Source organism: Pseudoalteromonas aurantia 208 (assembly GCF_014858725.1).
In the GTDB taxonomy this organism is placed as follows: Bacteria; Pseudomonadota; Gammaproteobacteria; order Enterobacterales; family Alteromonadaceae; genus Pseudoalteromonas; species Pseudoalteromonas aurantia.
Genome location: NZ_AQGV01000015.1, coordinates 1,186,368 through 1,203,681, shown reverse-complemented (window position 1 = coordinate 1,203,681; position 17,314 = coordinate 1,186,368). Strand labels below are relative to the sequence as shown.

At 40.5% G+C, this 17,314-nt stretch carries 13 protein-coding genes; 7 read left to right on the top strand and 6 right to left on the bottom strand.

Annotation, left to right across the window (positions count from 1 at the left end):
- Positions 1-78 precede the first annotated feature (78 nt).
- Both PAUR_RS23265 and PAUR_RS23260 read left to right on the top strand, forming a co-directional pair.
- Positions 79-1,128 carry an ABC transporter substrate-binding protein gene (locus PAUR_RS23265; protein ID WP_192510096.1) on the top strand — a complete coding sequence of 350 codons (1,050 nt, stop codon included), beginning with the start codon at positions 79-81 and terminating at the stop codon, positions 1,126-1,128.
- A gap of 202 nt (positions 1,129-1,330) precedes the next feature.
- A complete protein-coding gene (locus tag PAUR_RS23260; RefSeq protein WP_192510095.1) occupies positions 1,331-2,950 on the top strand; it encodes a S8 family serine peptidase in 1,620 nt (539 codons plus the stop codon).
- A 57-nt stretch (positions 2,951-3,007) separates the two neighbouring features.
- On the opposite strand, the gene PAUR_RS23255 is transcribed toward PAUR_RS23260, so the two are convergent.
- The 3 genes from PAUR_RS23255 to PAUR_RS23245 form a co-directional block, all read right to left on the bottom strand.
- On the bottom strand, positions 3,008-4,015 hold the full coding sequence (locus tag PAUR_RS23255; protein WP_192510094.1) for a phosphotransferase: 1,008 nt from the start codon (positions 4,013-4,015) through the stop codon (positions 3,008-3,010).
- Positions 4,016-4,117: 102 nt separating this feature from the next.
- Positions 4,118-6,367 (bottom strand): acyl-CoA dehydrogenase, encoded by a 2,250-nt coding sequence (locus tag PAUR_RS23250; protein ID WP_192510093.1) that lies wholly within the window; start codon positions 6,365-6,367, stop codon positions 4,118-4,120.
- Between the two features lie 264 nt (positions 6,368-6,631).
- The gene (locus tag PAUR_RS23245) at positions 6,632-7,558 is read right to left on the bottom strand and encodes a DMT family transporter (protein ID WP_192510092.1); all 927 of its coding nucleotides are present in this window, start codon (positions 7,556-7,558) and stop codon (positions 6,632-6,634) included.
- Between the two features lie 182 nt (positions 7,559-7,740).
- Here PAUR_RS23245 and PAUR_RS23240 point away from each other — a divergent pair, with 182 nt between their 5' ends.
- On the top strand, positions 7,741-8,601 hold the full coding sequence (locus PAUR_RS23240) for a helix-turn-helix domain-containing protein (protein ID WP_192510183.1): 861 nt from the start codon (positions 7,741-7,743) through the stop codon (positions 8,599-8,601).
- A gap of 10 nt (positions 8,602-8,611) precedes the next feature.
- On the opposite strand, the gene ybaK is transcribed toward PAUR_RS23240, so the two are convergent.
- From ybaK to dnaK, 3 genes are all read right to left on the bottom strand, one after another.
- Positions 8,612-9,070: a Cys-tRNA(Pro) deacylase gene (gene ybaK / locus PAUR_RS23235; protein WP_192510091.1), complete on the bottom strand. Its 459-nt coding sequence runs from the start codon at positions 9,068-9,070 to the stop codon at positions 8,612-8,614.
- A 388-nt stretch (positions 9,071-9,458) separates the two neighbouring features.
- Positions 9,459-10,592, bottom strand: a complete 1,134-nt coding sequence (gene dnaJ, locus PAUR_RS23230) for a molecular chaperone DnaJ (protein WP_192510090.1) — start codon at positions 10,590-10,592, stop codon at positions 9,459-9,461.
- 140 nt (positions 10,593-10,732) lie between these two features.
- Positions 10,733-12,664, bottom strand: coding sequence for a molecular chaperone DnaK (gene dnaK / locus PAUR_RS23225; RefSeq protein ID WP_192510089.1), 1,932 nt, complete (start codon positions 12,662-12,664; stop codon positions 10,733-10,735).
- A gap of 228 nt (positions 12,665-12,892) precedes the next feature.
- On the opposite strand from dnaK, the gene PAUR_RS23220 reads away from it, so the two are divergent.
- The 4 genes from PAUR_RS23220 (at position 12,893) to PAUR_RS23205 (ending at position 17,228) form a co-directional block, all read left to right on the top strand.
- Positions 12,893-13,693 carry an acyl-CoA thioesterase gene (locus PAUR_RS23220; protein WP_192510088.1) on the top strand — a complete coding sequence of 267 codons (801 nt, stop codon included), beginning with the start codon at positions 12,893-12,895 and terminating at the stop codon, positions 13,691-13,693.
- A gap of 82 nt (positions 13,694-13,775) precedes the next feature.
- Positions 13,776-14,984 (top strand): PqiA/YebS family transporter subunit, encoded by a 1,209-nt coding sequence (locus PAUR_RS23215; RefSeq protein WP_192510087.1) that lies wholly within the window; start codon positions 13,776-13,778, stop codon positions 14,982-14,984.
- Positions 14,977-16,632, top strand: a complete 1,656-nt coding sequence (pqiB, locus tag PAUR_RS23210) for an intermembrane transport protein PqiB (protein ID WP_192510086.1) — start codon at positions 14,977-14,979, stop codon at positions 16,630-16,632. The genes PAUR_RS23215 and pqiB overlap by 8 nt, the downstream gene beginning before the upstream one ends.
- Positions 16,632-17,228 (top strand): PqiC family protein, encoded by a 597-nt coding sequence (locus PAUR_RS23205; RefSeq protein WP_192510085.1) that lies wholly within the window; start codon positions 16,632-16,634, stop codon positions 17,226-17,228. The genes pqiB and PAUR_RS23205 overlap by 1 nt, the downstream gene beginning before the upstream one ends.
- Positions 17,229-17,314: the final 86 nt, after the last annotated feature.

The window sequence follows — 17,314 nt, the reverse complement described above, 5'->3', positions numbered from 1 at the left end:
AAAGGGCCTTTACGAAACAACGTCGAAAGTCTGAATATGTGTCATAATAGTAAGTAAGATTCATTATTAGAATACACGATGAAATTGCCAATTATTAGCCTTGCATTTTTGTTTATATTTTCCTGCCACGCACTATCGAGTACAAAAGTTACTTTTATTAATCCAGGCTATGAGTTTGAAAACCCGACTGGAGACTTCTGGCTCAACGTTACTTTATTTATGCAAGCTGCGGCGGATGATTTAGATATACAGTTAACAGTACATTATGCTGAACGCAACCATATTGTTATGAAGAAAATGGTTAGAAAGGCGATACAAGATACCAGCAGCTATTTAATCTTAGTGGATGAAAAATCGGTAATTACAGACACGATCATAAACTCAACACAAACGCACCCCGCTATTGTTTTTCTATTGAACAAGCCACATGATCAACAGATGAAACGCATCAATAGTAAAGGCTTTGGTATTCTTGGCAGCATAATGCCTGATAACTTTCAAGCAGGAAAGCTTCTTGCGCAACACCTCAGCACCATTGTAACACCACCCAAGTCATATACACGTAATCAGATGATTGCATTGTTGGGTGAGACCGCCACTTTAGCAGCCAGAAACAGAGAACAAGGTCTCCTGAGCTATTCTAATAGGGAACCTAGCTTACAGTTAAAACAACGAATATCTGCTAACTGGTCTCATGATGAAGCGTTTCAACTCACGTTAGGGCTCATGCAACGGCTACCAGACACCAAAATTATTTGGGCTGCAAACGATGCAATGGCAATGGGATCAGTTCAAGCACTTGAGAAGCTCGGCGTTCGTAAAAAAGTCAAAGTTGGGGGTATCAATTGGGACAAAAACCAACACCTCGCATTAGATGCTTCGGTTGGTGGACATGTCACACTTGGGGGATTAGCCATGGTGAAAATTTATGACCATGCTCGTAATAAAAAGCCAATACAGAGCGAAGAACAGTACCCGATATTTGACGTGTTCAGTGAAAAATACATGCCATTGTATCGAGCAATACATGACAAAAATGTTACAGAAATTGACTTTACACAATTCTCTGAGACAGCGATCTCCCCTTTGAATTATAACCTAGATGTCTTAAATGGTTTTTTTAAATAACTTAAAAATTTCCAAAAAAAACAAATTAATAAATAGTTAATGCAAACAACATATACATATAAAATTAAAAACCCTGAATTACCATCATTATTAAAATTTAATACCACCAATTTATTATTGGGTAAATTACACACAATTGACACTGAACTAATTACCTGTTTTATTTACAGCCGTTAACAACATGTAACTAAGGTAATAAAAAATGAAAAATATGGTTTCAACAAGCTTAAAAATGACAGCGCTATCAGCGTGTATATGTGCATCTCTAACTGCGCACGCTCAAGATACTCAACGCGTGATAGTAACTCTAAAGTCACAAGCGGTTAATGCTCACTTACCAGTTAAAATGTCTGGTCAAGAATTAACGTCTTTCAAACAGCAAACTTTGGCTGAGTTTGCTAGCTCAGTTAACTCTCCAGCACTTTCAACGCTGCCAAGTGTGAATGGCTTTGTAGCTGAAGTAACTCAAGAGCAAATGACTCAGCTGGCTGAAAGTGATGATGTTGCGTTGGTTGAAGTAGATCCAAAACGCTATTTAATGGCTGAATCAACCCCTTACGGTATTGGTATGGTCCAAGCGAACCAACTTGCAGATACGATGAGCGGTAATCGTAAAGTGTGTATCATGGATACCGGTTATACACTGAATCACCCAGATCTTCCTAGCACTGGAATCACAGGTAACGATGGCCATGGCAGCAATAATACTGGCAACTGGTATAACGATGGTAATGGTCACGGGACGCACGTGGCGGGTACAATCGCGGCAGTTGGCGGCAATGGCCAAGGCGTTGTAGGTGTGAATCCATCAGGTCAACTTGGACTCCATATCGTTAAAGTATTTAACGACCAAGGACGTTGGGCTTATGGTTCAGATTTAATTAAAGCCATTGAACAATGTGAAGCTGCTGGCGCAAATGTAACAAGTATGAGTTTAGGTGGTAGTGGTAGTTCTACAGCAGAGCGTAATGCGTTCCAAGCGAGTTACAACCGTGGTGTTTTACACATTGCAGCCGCTGGTAATGGCGGAAATAGCAGCCTAAGTTACCCAGCGTCATATGATGATGTTGTATCTGTTGCTGCCGTTGATAGTGGCGAAAACAAAGCCTCTTTCTCACAATATAATAGCCAAGTTGAAATTGCGGGGCCAGGTGTTGGCGTTAATTCTACTTGGAATAACAATGGCTATAAGAGTATCAGTGGCACATCAATGGCAACGCCACACGTTTCAGGTGTTGCCGCACTCGTATGGAGTCACTATCCTCAATGTACCAACAAGCAGATCCGTAACATCTTAAATGTTACAGCCAAAGATAAAGGTGCTGCGGGTAAAGATACCTCATACGGGTATGGTATTGTGCAAGCTAAAGCAGCATATGACTATATTGCCCAAAATGGCTGTAGTGGTGACCCAGTTGTTACACCAGTGGCTAACTTTTCACATAACGCATCTGGTTTAAGTGTCAGCTTCAGTAACTCATCAACAAATGCACAAAGCTACAATTGGAGCTTCGGTGATGGGTCTAGCAGTTCAGCGACGTCCCCTAATCACACTTATGCGGCTGCTGGTAGCTACCAAGTAACTTTGACTGCGACAGGCGCAGACCAGAAGACCTCTTCAAAAACAGCGACAGTTACTGTAACCGACGGTTCAACGGGCGGTGGTTGTCAAGGAATTGAAGCATGGAATAGTTCGAAGTACTACCGTGTAGGCGACAAGGTTGCATACAAGAACAATGAATATGCAGCAATTTGGTGGTCACGAGGCGCACAACCAGACGTATTCTCTAACGTTTGGCGTCGTGGTGCTTCATGTAAATAAGCGCGTTATTTATTAATACCTTGGGCGCTGTGTTTGACACAGCGCCTTTTTTGCCAATTACAATACCATCTGTGCCACAGCCGTTTTTGACTGCATCTTCATATAGGGGTTAATCTTGGAATGATCTGGTTTCCAACCAAGCAAAAAGCGATAAAAGTCAGCCCATATAATAGGCCATGCTTCACGCCATGACTGTTCGATCTGTTGAATAACACGCGGCTCGAACCTATTGGACAAAGCAAGTTGTAATGCCTTAAAATAAAACTCGAGTAACATATCACAATGCTCAGTTAACTGTTCAGCATTGAATACACTGGTAAAAAATAACATCACATCTTGCAGGCCAATACCTTTCCCTACGTACTGAAAATCATAGCCAATAACTATTTGTTGATTTAAAGCAAAGTTCGCGAGTTTCGCATCACCATGGATCAGTGTTTTAAATGGACTATTTGTTATTATTGTATCCATCTGAGCTGCATGAATTTTCTCTGGGCAATTCGCCATTTTACGAAACTCGTCAGGTCTAGTTGCTAAGTGCCAATAGCCGCCCTGAGACCACAGCTTCTGTTCAATTAAGGGGCTGCTTACACCTAAGAATGTGCCATGAAATCGAGCCAGCCAAGTAATAATCTCTTTAATATCAGCTAGACTTGCAATTTCAGGGGTCACAAAACCAGAAACAGAAAAATCCCTAAAAACCAATGTATTACTAACATCTGATGATGCCGACCAAATTAATTTAGGTACGTCAATGTGAGCAGGTAACGCCGCAGTAATAAATTGATAAAAGTCCATTTCAACAGCATATGACTTGGCCTTCCGGTGCTTTGCTATATCGGTTTGTATGATATGCCGATGTTTCAGTGAATCCGGAACGTATGTATGCTTAATAACAACATCTTGCCCATCAATATTGGCTTTAATAATTGAGCCACACCCACTCCACAAGGCGTGTGTATCATCGTAGAGTAAAACCTGATCAAACGCATTTTTTAATTGCTTTAAATATACCGTCATATTTGTTCTAAACGTCACGCCATTTTTGCGTACCCTATCACGCATGCCATTTATTATCATCAAACGAAAATAATAAAAAACCTCGATGATACATCGAGGTTTTTGAGTAGTTAAGCGCTGATACAGCGAGCGCTTAGGCATTGTTGACTAGCTTGCTTGTTTTACCTGCTCAATAGGCTGAGCATTGTCATCTAACAAATTCATATCAAAGTCGAATTCGTCAACACGAATCGCTTTTTCACGCTTTTTATTGTAATCAACTAATTGTGCATACTCTTGCGCATTAATTAAACTCGCTGCCAAGGCATTATCCAACGTTTCACCGAAACGAACTCCTGGTTTAATGTCTTTTTTGCGCAGCGCTTTTTTAACTTTAGATAGCAAATCTAAACACGCTAACTTTGCTTTGTATGCTTGTTCATTTATATCGTGCCCGTCTCCTGGGCTCGGTTTTACCAAATGCGTAAGTTGCGCCTTGAAAGCCGAATCTTGCTGTGCCGCCTTGGCTAATTCACGTATCATATCATCTGATATTGCAGGCATTTTATGTCTAAATTGCAAAGTAATTGTACGCATTACTTTACGTGCTGCTGAAGCAGGGAAGTTATCTAAAAACTTGTGAAGTGCATTTTCTGCGCTTTGCAATGACCAGCGAGTTGCATAATGAAAATATGGTGCAGCTGATTGTCTATCGCTCACGGCAACTTTCTGTTCATAATACTTAATTGCTGCCATCGCACCATACAAATGGCTCATCACATCACCTAAACGGGCCGACAACATTTCAGCTTGCTTTAGCTTTCCACCTAATACCAGCAAAGAGAAATCCGCATAAACTGCCAGTTTCGCTGATAACTGATGCACCGCCTTTTCGTATTGCTGCACTTCAGGCAAAGTCGATGTGCTGCTCGCAGTAAACGGCATCAAGCCTAAGCCGAATGCTCTCAAACCATTACCAACACTATAGCCAACCGTTTTTCTAAAAATTTTATTAAATGTTTTATCTGCTGATTTATCTTGACTATGTATAGATTCAACCATCGATTGTAAATATGGATGACATCGCATGACACCTTGACCAAAGATCATTAAGTTTCTGGTAAGGATATTTGCTCCCTCAACGGTGATCGCTATAGGTTGTGCAACATAACCGCTTGCTAGCGTATTTTGAGGCCCATTTTGAATCGCTTTACCCGCTTGAATATCCATTGCAGAATCAAGCACATCTCGACCAATTTCGGTCATATGATATTTTGCAATTGCAGTGACAACAGATGGCTTAAGACCCATGCCTAAACCTTCGGTTGTTAATACTCGCATCGACTCTTGTAAATAGGTTTTACCCGCAATATCGGCAAGCTTCTCTTGAATACCTTCAAATTGTCCGATGGACAAACCAAACTGTTCACGAACAGCGGCATATTCTGATGCAGACTTGAAAGACACTTGACTCGTAGAAACCCCCAAGGCAGGTAAAGAAATACCACGACCTGCGCCTAAACAACTGACCAGCATTTGCCAGCCTCGGCCAATATTTTCTTGGCCACCAATGATAAACTCCATCGGGATGAACACTTTATTACCGCGCGTTGTTCCGTTGTAGAATCGTATCCCCATAGGATCATGGCGATTACCTAGCTCTACTCCTGGGTGAGATTTAGGAATTAATGCACACGTTATGCCCAAGTGCTCTTTGCCTCCTAAAATCCCTTCAGGATCTTCTACTTTAAATGCAAGACCTAATACGGTCGCGATTGGTGCGAGTGTGATATAGCGTTTATCCCATGTCACCTCCATACCAATAACTTCTTTTCCTTCATGCATGCCTTTGGTAACTATCCCACGGTCTGGGATCCCACCGGCATCTGAACCAGCCTCAGGACTTGTTAAAGCAAAACAAGGTATTTCACGTCCATTTGCCAATCGAGGTAAATAATGGGCTTGTTGTTCTTTAGTGCCATAGTGGAGTAATAATTCACCTGGCCCCAATGAGTTTGGTACCATTACCGTCACTGCAACTGCTGAAGACTTGGTTGCAATTGTGCCTACAATGGTTGAATTTGCATAAGGGCTAAACTCTAAACCACCAAACGATTTGGGAATGATCAAAGAAAAAAACCGCTCTTTTTTCAAAAATTCTAAAATGTGATCAGGCAAGTGCTTACTGTTTTGAATAACCGAGTCGTCTACCATTGCCATAAGCTCTTTTACAGGGCCGTCTAGAAATGCTTGTTCCTCATTAGATAACTTCGCTTCAGGAACGGCACGTAATGCATCAAAGTCAGGTTTACCGCGGTAAATCGACCCTTCTAGCCAAACGTCCCCTGCGTCTAATGCCTCTTGTTCAGTTACTGAAATACTCGGTAATACTTTTTTTAATTGTGTTCTTAAGCTCATAATCAACTCATCCGACCAGATAGATATAAGTACATTACTGCATAAAAATCAGTTTAGATCAAATACTCAATAATTATTTTTATACACTCTCTCAATAACACAGTTGCACTAATCAAACTAAAACACTAATAATCATAAAGTTACAACTTTAAAATTAAATTTTATCAATTTTATTTAAATCTCGTATTTAACACCAGTGAAGTAACTTTTCCGGTAAAAAGTACCGTTATTCATTACGTCACTGAGTAAAAATAGAGAGTTCAGTTATTGATCCGTCAACCTTACTGGTCGCCATTTAAATAAACGAATCGCTAAATTAAACATGTTTTCATGCATACGTGAAATCACATTGCCTAGGCAAATTAGGACAAGTCCTACACCCGCACTAAGAGTCCAAATATATCCTTCAAACATACTCGACATCGTTAGTGCAATAACTGGCGTGCAAACTAAAATATACGCTGCATTACTGGCACCGATACGATTAACGAGCACTAAAAATGCAGTAAAGCCAAGTACCGTGGCAGGAATAGATAAATACAATAAACTACCGACATACAAGGTGGTAAACTCAAAGTTGAAACTTAACTTTTTAAAAAATATGATTGAGAGCAAACATACGCACCCATACACCATAGCGTAACTTGTTGCTGTGTAAGGGCGAATACCTTTGTTTGTATTTTTAACACTCAGCATGTTCCCCACTGAGAAACACCATGTGCCAAATAGTGAATAAAATACTCCGGACAATGTATTAGTCGACAACTGCAAAGTTGATAGCTCATTGGCAAACAAAAATCCAATACCAAGTAAGCCAAAGAATATCCCTAAAAGAAAATTAAAAGTGATAGGCTCACCAAAAAATAGCCGACCATGAACACAGTTAAATAATGGTGCCGTTGCCATAAGTAAGGCAACTAACCCACTGGGTATATACGACGTAGCTACATAAAATGCGATAAAATTAAAACAAAATAAGCTTGCGCCTTGTAGAGCAAACCACATATGATCTTGATAAGATGTCTGCTGCAATAATTTCAAGATTTTACCTGCAACTAGCATCGTTATCGCAGCAATAAAAAACCGATAGAATATCGATACTTCTAACGCTACGTCACCGTGCTGCCATTTTATTGCAATCCAAGATAAACCCCAGATACAGACCAATAGAAAATATAAAACTAATGACATTATGTACTCCCACTTAATAATGCCACTAAGTATCTAGCATTAAACCAAGTCTATATCTCACGTTATTGCCACAATTAACACGATCTTGCGGTTAATTAGTGAGGCCCGAGAACATAACTAATTGCGAGTACAAGTTTCTTAATATAAGCTAAACAATAAGAGCAAGTATGTAGTACAGTGTGATGCAAAATAAAAGCCCCCATGTTAGTTTTGAACAATCGAAAAAACAGAGTGTTCGACATACACTACTGCGTAATGAAGTTTCATGGTCGCACTATACAAATCAGTACGAACGTGTGTGTTACCAAAACCAACAACAACATACCTTGAGTATGTACCTCAATGGTGGTTATGAAACACACCGTACTGATGTGCCTTCAGTAAATGGTGCACCAGGGCGATTTTGCCTTATGCCACAGGAGAGTGAAAGTCGTTGGGAAATTGGCGTACCGGTAGAATTTATTCATCTGTACTTTAGTGATGCACACCTCAAACATACTGCGCTAAAAGTATTCGATATTGACCCGCGACAAGTTTGCCTACCAGAACGAATTTTTTTTGAAAACTCGAAGCTAGAAACCTTATTCCGCCACCAAATTAACGACACTGATTGGTATGATAAGTACAATATATTAGCAATAGAACAATTCACAGATACTATTCTTGTCAACGTATTACAGAGCTTAGATTTAAAAAATACACGAAAAATCATCACCGGAGGGCTTTCACCGAAAAAAGCCAAGCAAGTGACCGACTTTATCCATGGTAACTTTAGTCGCCAAATATTGCTGTCTGAACTGGCCGATTTAACCGAACTCAGTGAATATCATTTCTGTCGTATGTTTAAGTTAAATTTTGCTCAAACTCCTCAGCAATATTTAATGTCGATAAGAATTGAGTATGCAAAAATGGCTTTGAAAACCTCAGAGCACTCACTCGCTCAGATTGCATTACTATGTGGTTTTGCAAATCAAAGTCATTTTGGTCGAAATTTCAAGCAACATGTAGGCGTCACACCCAGCACATATCGCCGCAATATATGACGATTGATAGCTAAAAATGTGCAAACTCAGCACGACATGCCCGCAATAAATCTAATGGAGGCACTTTTACTTCAACGCCTCTTCGCCCTGCACTGACATAAATATGAGCATGATACTCAGCGCTATAATGTAGTAGTGTTTTTAATTGTTTTTTTTGTGCCAAGGGACTGATCCCACCGACCACATACCCAGTACTCCTTTGTGCTTGCTGTACATCGGCCAGCTCTGCTTTTTTGCCCTTGCACGCTTTTGCGTAAGCTTTCAAATCCACTCTATGCGTTGACGGTAATATCGCCACATGTAAATCACCATCCACATTAATTAATAGGGTTTTAAATACTTCCTCAGGATTTAAACCGAGTTGTTCCACCGCTTCCTCTGCGAAGTTTACAGAGGTTTTCAGGTGCTTAAATTGCAATACCTCAAATGGTATTTGGTATTTTTCCAATAACCTTATTGCTGGTGTCATGAGATCCCCTTTGCAGCGCCTACACATCAATATGCCCGACTAGATTAATTCATATATTAGACTAAAGTCTAATAATGCAGTGTGATAACAGGTTTAGGATATGCTTAATCGTAACTGGAGGGTTTTACTTTTAATGTTTATGGCTTTCTTCGCGATCAAATTTATGATGACCGAGTATTCTTTATGGACCAGCAACTTGGCCTGTAGTACTAAATGCGAAATATTGGGATGCAAATCTGGAAAGCTCATTTTCAGTGACCAGCGTAGAATGATTGGCTGCAAATGTGACAGTAAGCAGGACTATCTCGTACTATTAAATTAAATTAATCTAACCATACAAAAAACGGTGCCTAGGCACCGCTTTAAAACGTGATTTCTACGACGAAATTTACTTCGTTAAATCATCAAAAAACTTTTTTACACCATCGAAAAAGCCTTGTGCCTTCGGACGGTTTTTATTGCCATCTGAACCCATGCTGTCCTCTAACTGTTTTAAAAGGTCACGCTGGTGTTCATTTAGGTTAACCGGTGTTTCAATCACGACCTTACAGATCAAATCACCCACCGCACCACTGCGTACAGACTTGACGCCTTTCGCACGCATACGGAACATCTTACCTGTTTGACTCTCTGAAGGGATCTTCAAATTAGCACGACCATCTAGCGTTGGTACTTCAATTTCGCCACCCACTGCTGCAGTGGTAAAGCTGATCGGTACTTCACAGTATAGATTGTTACCGTCACGCACAAAGATAGGGTGCTCTCTTACCGAAACTTGTACATACAAGTCACCTGCTGGCGCACCATGCATACCAGCTTCACCTTCGCCAGATAAACGAATACGATCACCCGTATCAACACCTGCTGGGATCTTAACTGAAAGCGTTTTGGTCTTCTCAACACGACCTTGACCATGACACTTATTACATGGGTCTGAGATTGTTTGACCTGTGCCATTACATGTTGGACAAGTTTGCTGTACAGCAAAGAAACCTTGTCGCATTTGTACTTGACCGGCACCATGACACGTAGAACATGTTTTCGGTTTAGAACCCGCTTTCGCACCACTGCCATCACATGGCTTACAACTTACCCATGTAGGTACTTTAATTTCAACTTCTTTACCACGAACCGCCTCTTCTAAAGATAGGTCCATGTTGTAACGCAAATCGGCACCACGTTGTTGACGAGATTGACGGCGACCACCGCCCCCTCCAAAAATGTCACCAAACACATCACCGAAAATATCGCCGAAGTCACCTTGACCACCACCATGGCCTCCAGTGCCACCGTTTTGATCAAATGCGGCATGACCATATTGATCATACATCTGACGTTTTTGGCTGTCCGTCAGTACTTCGTAGGCTTCTTTTACTTCTTTGAATTTGGCCTCGAGTGCAGTATCACCTGCTGTACGGTCTGGGTGATATTTCATGGCTAAGCGTTTATACGCTTTTTTTATGTCACGATCACTGGCATCTTTGCTAACACCAAGTACGTCGTAATAATCACTTTTTGACATCGTTATCACACTACTCTAATTGGTTGGCAAATGAAGTATCTGCCATTATGGAATCCATGCGTAAGCATGTATTACCCAAATTTACATACACTAAGGGCGCGACAAGCGAAATTCGCCAGCGCGCCCTTACAAGTCAACAATTACTTGTTGTCTTTAACTTCTTCAAATTCAGCATCAACAACATCGTCGTCTTGCTTAGCTGAACCAGCTCCTGGCTGTTGCTCACCAGCATCAGGGCCTGCTTGTTGTGCTTGCGCCTTAGCTTGTGCGATTTCCATTAGCTTTTGTGACTTCTCTGCAAGTACTTGTACTTTAGCATCGATGTCTTCTTTGCTATCGCCTTTAATCGCAGTTTCAAGTTCAGTTAAAGCCGCTTCAATTGCTTCTTTATCTTCACTTGGAAGTTCTTCACCCGCTTCTTCAACTTGCTTACGAGTACCGTGTAGCATTGCATCAGCTTGGTTGCGTGAAGCAACTAGCTCTTCAAACTTTTTATCTTCTTCTGCATTCGCTTCTGCATCACGTACCATTTTCTCAATTTCTTCGTCGTTTAGACCTGAAGAAGCTTGGATTGTGATTTTTTGCTCTTTACCTGTATCTTTGTCTTTTGCAGATACATGTAAGATACCATCAGCATCTACATCAAAAGTCACTTCGATTTGCGGCGCGCCACGTTGTGCAGGGCGAATACCTTCAAGGTTGAATTGGCCAAGAGATTTGTTATCACTTGAACGCTTACGCTCACCTTGCAATACATGAATAGTTACCGCAGATTGGTTATCTTCAGCTGTTGAGAATGTTTGCGATTTCTTAGTAGGAATCGTTGTGTTCTTCTCGATTAGCGCAGTCATTACTTGACCCATAGTCTCGATACCTAGAGACAATGGAGAAACGTCTAGTAATAGTACGTCTTTAACGTCACCAGCTAATACACCACCTTGAACAGCTGCACCAACGGCAACCGCTTCATCAGGGTTTACATCTTTACGAGGCTCTTTACCAAAGAACTCTGTAACCGTTGTTTGTACTAGTGGCATACGTGTTTGACCACCAACTAGAATGATGTCATTTACATCACTTACTGTTAGGTCAGCATCAGCTAGTGCGCGCTTAAGTGGCTCGATAGATTGAGTTACTAAGTCTTCAACTAAAGACTCAAGTTTTGCACGAGTAAGCTTCACGTTCATGTGCTTAGGACCCGTTGCGTCTGCAGTTACATAAGGAAGGTTAACTTCTGTATGCTGTGCTGAAGATAGTTCAATCTTCGCTTTTTCTGCAGCTTCTTTAACACGTTGCATCGCTAGAGGGTCAGTTTTAAGGTCGATACCTTGATCTTTCTTAAACTCATCTACTAGGTAGTTAATGACGCGGTTATCGAAATCTTCACCACCTAAGTGCGTGTCACCATTCGTCGCTAGTACCTCAAACGTGTGCTCGCCATCTACTTCATCGATTTCAATGATTGAGATATCAAACGTACCACCACCTAAATCGTATACAGCAATAACGTTGTCGCCTTGCTTTTTGTCCATACCGTATGCAAGTGCAGCGGCTGTTGGCTCATTGATGATACGCTTAACTTCTAGACCCGCAATACGGCCAGCATCTTTCGTTGCTTGACGCTGTGAATCGTTAAAGTAAGCTGGTACGGTGATTACCGCTTCAGTTACTTCTTCACCAAGAAAGTCTTCAGCAGTTTTCTTCATTTTCTTAAGAACTTCTGCTGAAATCTGTGGTGCAGCACGTTTTTCACCGCGTACTTCTACCCATGCATCGCCATTGTCAGCTTTTGCAATTTTAAACGGCATGATATCGATATCACGTTGTACTTCTTCATCTTCAAAGCGACGACCAATCAGACGCTTGATTGCAAATAATGTATTTTGTGGGTTTGTAACCGCTTGGCGCTTAGCAGGTTGACCTACAAGCGTTTCACCTTCTGCAGTAAATGCAATAATAGAAGGGGTTGTACGATCGCCCTCTGCGTTTTCGATAACGCGTGCTTTTTCACCATCAAGTACTGCTACACAAGAGTTAGTAGTACCTAAATCGATTCCAATAATTTTACCCATGAATCTTCTCCGACTTCAAAATTCGTTGTTCTGTTTAGATGACTTGTAAATAGGGGCGAGAAAATCGAATTCAACCGTAAAAACAAAAAAAAATGCATTTTTTTGAAATTTTTTTTCGATATCTGCTTTTTTAGTCAAAAAAACACCAACATTAACGGTTTATTAAACAGGTATGACCAGATATGCTATCCATAATTATAAAAAAATGAATGATAAATAGGATGCATAATGACATTTGATGAACTATTAAGTAATCCCACCTTACTAAAAACGCCTTGCGAATTGGTATTTCCTCAGAGTTGGTGCCAAGGGCGCACTGCTTTTGGTGGTTTATCTGCTGCGATGATGCTACAAAATATGAAGCATCAACTACCCGACAACCGCAGAGTGCTATCTATGAGTGTTAATTTTGTTGGCCCTCTTTTTTCTGAACACCCTTTTATAATAGAAACACACATACTCCGCAGTGGTAAAAATGCCACACAAATGCTGTCTACTATCAAACAAGATGAGAAGGTATGCCTTGTTGCACAAGGGTGTTTTGCAAAAGAACGTGAATCCAAAGCGATAGTACCTATTACCCAAAACCACCAGTTATCGCCTGCCAATAGTGAACGCATTTTACCATATCAAAAAAATGTTATGCCAGAATTCTTTCAACATGTTGCTCTGAACCTTCAAGACGGTGATATGCCATTTAGTGGTTCAAACAACTCCACGTTAGGCGGATGGATGAAATTCAAGCAAGCGCCTACCGATACCTTACAAGACGTGCACCTACTCGCATTAGCTGATGCTTGGCCTCCCACATTATTACAAATGGCTGACACCCCTTCCCCTGCAAGCAGTATGTCATGGTACATAGAGTTTGTAGAAGATATAACCTTATCAAACAACGCATGGCTTGGGTTTGAAGCACACACACATCACAGCGCAAACGGGTATGGGTTAGAAGATGCAAAAATATATGCTGACGATGGCCGTTTACTGGCTTTGAGCCGTCAAACCGTTGCTATTTTTGATATGTGAATCATATAAACATGATAGGGATTGCACTCACTCGAATGATGTATCACACTGTGAACATGGGTAAAGTAGACTTGGTTTTCTCGTGATATTGGCGTGCAAACAATGCGATAGGTTAGTTAATGTAGCACAGTTAGGGGCGCAGCAACGTGCAAATTGCCCCAACTGCAATGCACATTTGATCACCTGTAGACAAAATTTATCACAATGGAATATGGCGTTTGCCGTTACCTCCTTACTCTTTTTATTCACCAGTTTATACCCAAGCTTTATTTCCTTTAGTCAGCATGGTCTGGTTCAAGAAATCAGCCTTTGGCAAGCCTGTGTCCTATTAAGCGAAAAGTACAACGCCATACTTGCTGGTTTGTTTCTATTTACTATTTTAATTATGCCGGTGTATGTATGTACATTAACTTTGATCTCGCATAGTAAGATTTGGTCAACACTTTCGTTAAGTCTTGCACGAAAGCTTACCAAAAGTTTTAGCTATATTACCCCGCTCAATTTGGCCGATATATTTCTCGTTGCCGTTCTGGTCAGTGCATTTAAACTGATGTCACTTGCAGAGTTATCACTTGGCTATGGGTTTTGGGCTTACGTTTTGTTTGTAATTTGCTTTATCGAATTATTAACATTGATTGATGAAAGCGAGCTTTGGGAGCGTCAACAGTGCCAATTTGAACCGGTCCCACATGTGTGTGGACAAACTGCAATGCTAAACAAACTTAGACAATGCCATATATGTAACCAACTCTCGCGCAGCGAGACTTGTCCACGATGTGAAGCAAAAACCTATTTTAGAAAACCGAAATCTATCGAACGCGCGTCGGTATGGATGCTCACTGCACTCGTACTATTAATACCTGCTAATTTTCTGCCTATTATGGACACCATCAATTTAGGCCAACATACTCCTGCAACAATATTTTCAGGTATCATCATTATGTGGGAATCTGGGTCATACCCCATTGCAACCATTATCTTTGTTGCCAGTATTTGCATTCCTATCGTAAAAGCTATTTTACTTTTTTACTTAATAGTACAAACAAACAAATGTCGTTCTCCACAACGAGCAAGCCAACTTTACCGATTGTTGGAAATTATTGGAAAATGGTCCATGATTGACGTCTTCGTAGTAATTGTATTAGTGTCTTTAGTCCAGCTGGGAAATGTTTTAACGGTCGAACCCCAATTAGGCATCGTATTTTTTACCGCTATGGTTTTATGCCAAATGATAGCCGTACACAGTTTTGACCCTCGTATATTATGGGATAAATATCACGCTTATGAATGAGCACGCACATATAGAAAGCAAACCTAAGTTTTCATTTATCTGGTTTATTCCAGTCATTGCACTATTAATTACAGGATGGATGCTCTATCAACATCAAATAAATCAGGGGTATACCATTTTTGTTAAAATGGCCAGTGCCGAGGGCATTGTCGCAGGAAAAACGCAAGTGAAAGTGCGTAATGTTAAAATTGGGACTGTTGAAACATTAAGGCTGCAATTGGAGCAAAATGCCGTTATAGCGCGCGTTCAAATAGACAGTCACTATGACCACCTCTTAACCGAAGATGCAAAACTATGGGTGGTGAAACCTAGAATTGATGAATCAGGTATATCAGGTATGAATACTTTATTATCTGGGGTTTATTTGGAGTTAGAGCCCGGTCAAAGTGAAGCACGCTCAACGCTTTTCACGTTGCAAGAAGAACCGGCATTAATAAGCCAAGATGTGTCAGGAAAACGGTTTCAATTGAAAGCTAAACAAGCCGAAGTGCTCGATATTGGTTCCGGCATCTACTTTCGTAACTATAAAATAGGGCAAATTGAATCGGCTAAATTCAATGTCGATGACCTTATTATGGAATATGGCATATTTATTTTCTCTCCTTACGATAAACTGATCACGACCAACGCGATTTTCTGGGTAAGCTCAGGGGTTGACGTCAACCTGTCGACAGAAGGCATCCAAGTCTCTACGGGGAGCCTATCAAAGTTGATTAAGGGAGGCATATCTGTCGATTATCCACCGAATAGCACCGCATCAGACGTTGCCAGTGCACTCAGACAATATAAACTCCATGAAAATTTTGCTGCAGCTTTAGAAAAACGTTTTAATAACTTTGATTTTTTCCTAGTTGAATTTGAACAATCAATTAGAGGATTAACGGTCGGTGCACCTGTTGAGTACCGTGGCATGCGCATAGGCACAGTTGAACAAGCCCCCGCACAAATTGAAAGAGATGGTCAGCCTTTATACTTTCAACAAGACACAACATCTGTGCCTGTACTTATAAAAATTGAATATGGGAGAATTTACGAACAAAGTGACTTAGCTGAAAGTTACTGGCAAAATAATATAGAAAAATGGATTAGAAATGGACTGAGGGCATCGCTAAAAAGTGGTAATATCTTAACGGGTGCTGTATACATAGAATTAGATTTTTATAGCAAAGCACCTAAAGCTGTACTAGCAAACTCTTCGGTTTACCCGATATTGCCCAGTGTTTCTAGTGGTTTCACTGCTATATCAGAACAAGTTACAGATTTACTTAACAAATTAAATAATCTTCCACTGTCACAAACAATGACAACATTTGACAGCACATTACAGGAATATAGGTTACTTGCAATGGAAATGAATAAACTAATTAGTGAATTTAATCAGCAAGATTTAGCTGGTGACACAAAAGGCAGTTTAGGCCAAATCAACACCACTTTAAGTCAATTAACCTCTAGCTTAAAACAGTTTGAGAAAACGTTGACGAATTATCAACAAGGCTCAGGAATGGTTGACCAACTCACTGATACTCTTGAGGAGTTAGAAAGCCTGTCCAATACTTTAAAACCTATATCAAAAGGCTTAACTGAGCAACCAAGTATGCTCATTTTCGACAAACAAAGCCCAGAAGATAAGCAACCAAGGAAGAAATAATGAAGGGTTTGTTAATAATAATATGGGTCATTTTGTTTATTAGTGGGTGCAGCGGTAATTCACAAAATGCGGTCAATTATTATCAATTTAATACGACCCCAGCTATAACGAGTGCCGCAGTACCGAACGGCACTTTACTCCTAAAACCGGTCAAGCTAATTGGTGTATCTGATCAACAAGCAATCGTGCAAGTTCACACCAATCATAGTGTTTCCATTGCAAATTTTAATTATTGGTCAGAGCACCCAAAGCACATGCTTTATAAGTCTGCTCAGCAAATGCTGTCTTCACAGTTACATGGATGGCAAATTATCAATGCCAGAGTCTCAACGACATTTTCAGACTATTTTGAGGTCGAAATACATGTTAATGATTTTGCCGGTCATGATGACCATGGCGGAATAATATCTGGAAATTGGTATATATTCTCTTCTAAAGAGGGCAAGAAAAACTTAGTAAAATCAAGTTACTTCTTCAAATCTAATGCGCTTAAAGCCGACGGCTACCAATCACTCATCAGCGCACTTGAAGCGAATTGGGCCGCATTAAACTCAGATATTGCAACCGAACTTGAAGCGTTATACGCCGATAAATAAAATCATTATTTTTATCAGTAATCGTAACTTACATTTTGGTTTCAGCAGTCACTATTTATTCATCATAGAGCTTAGCGCATTACAAT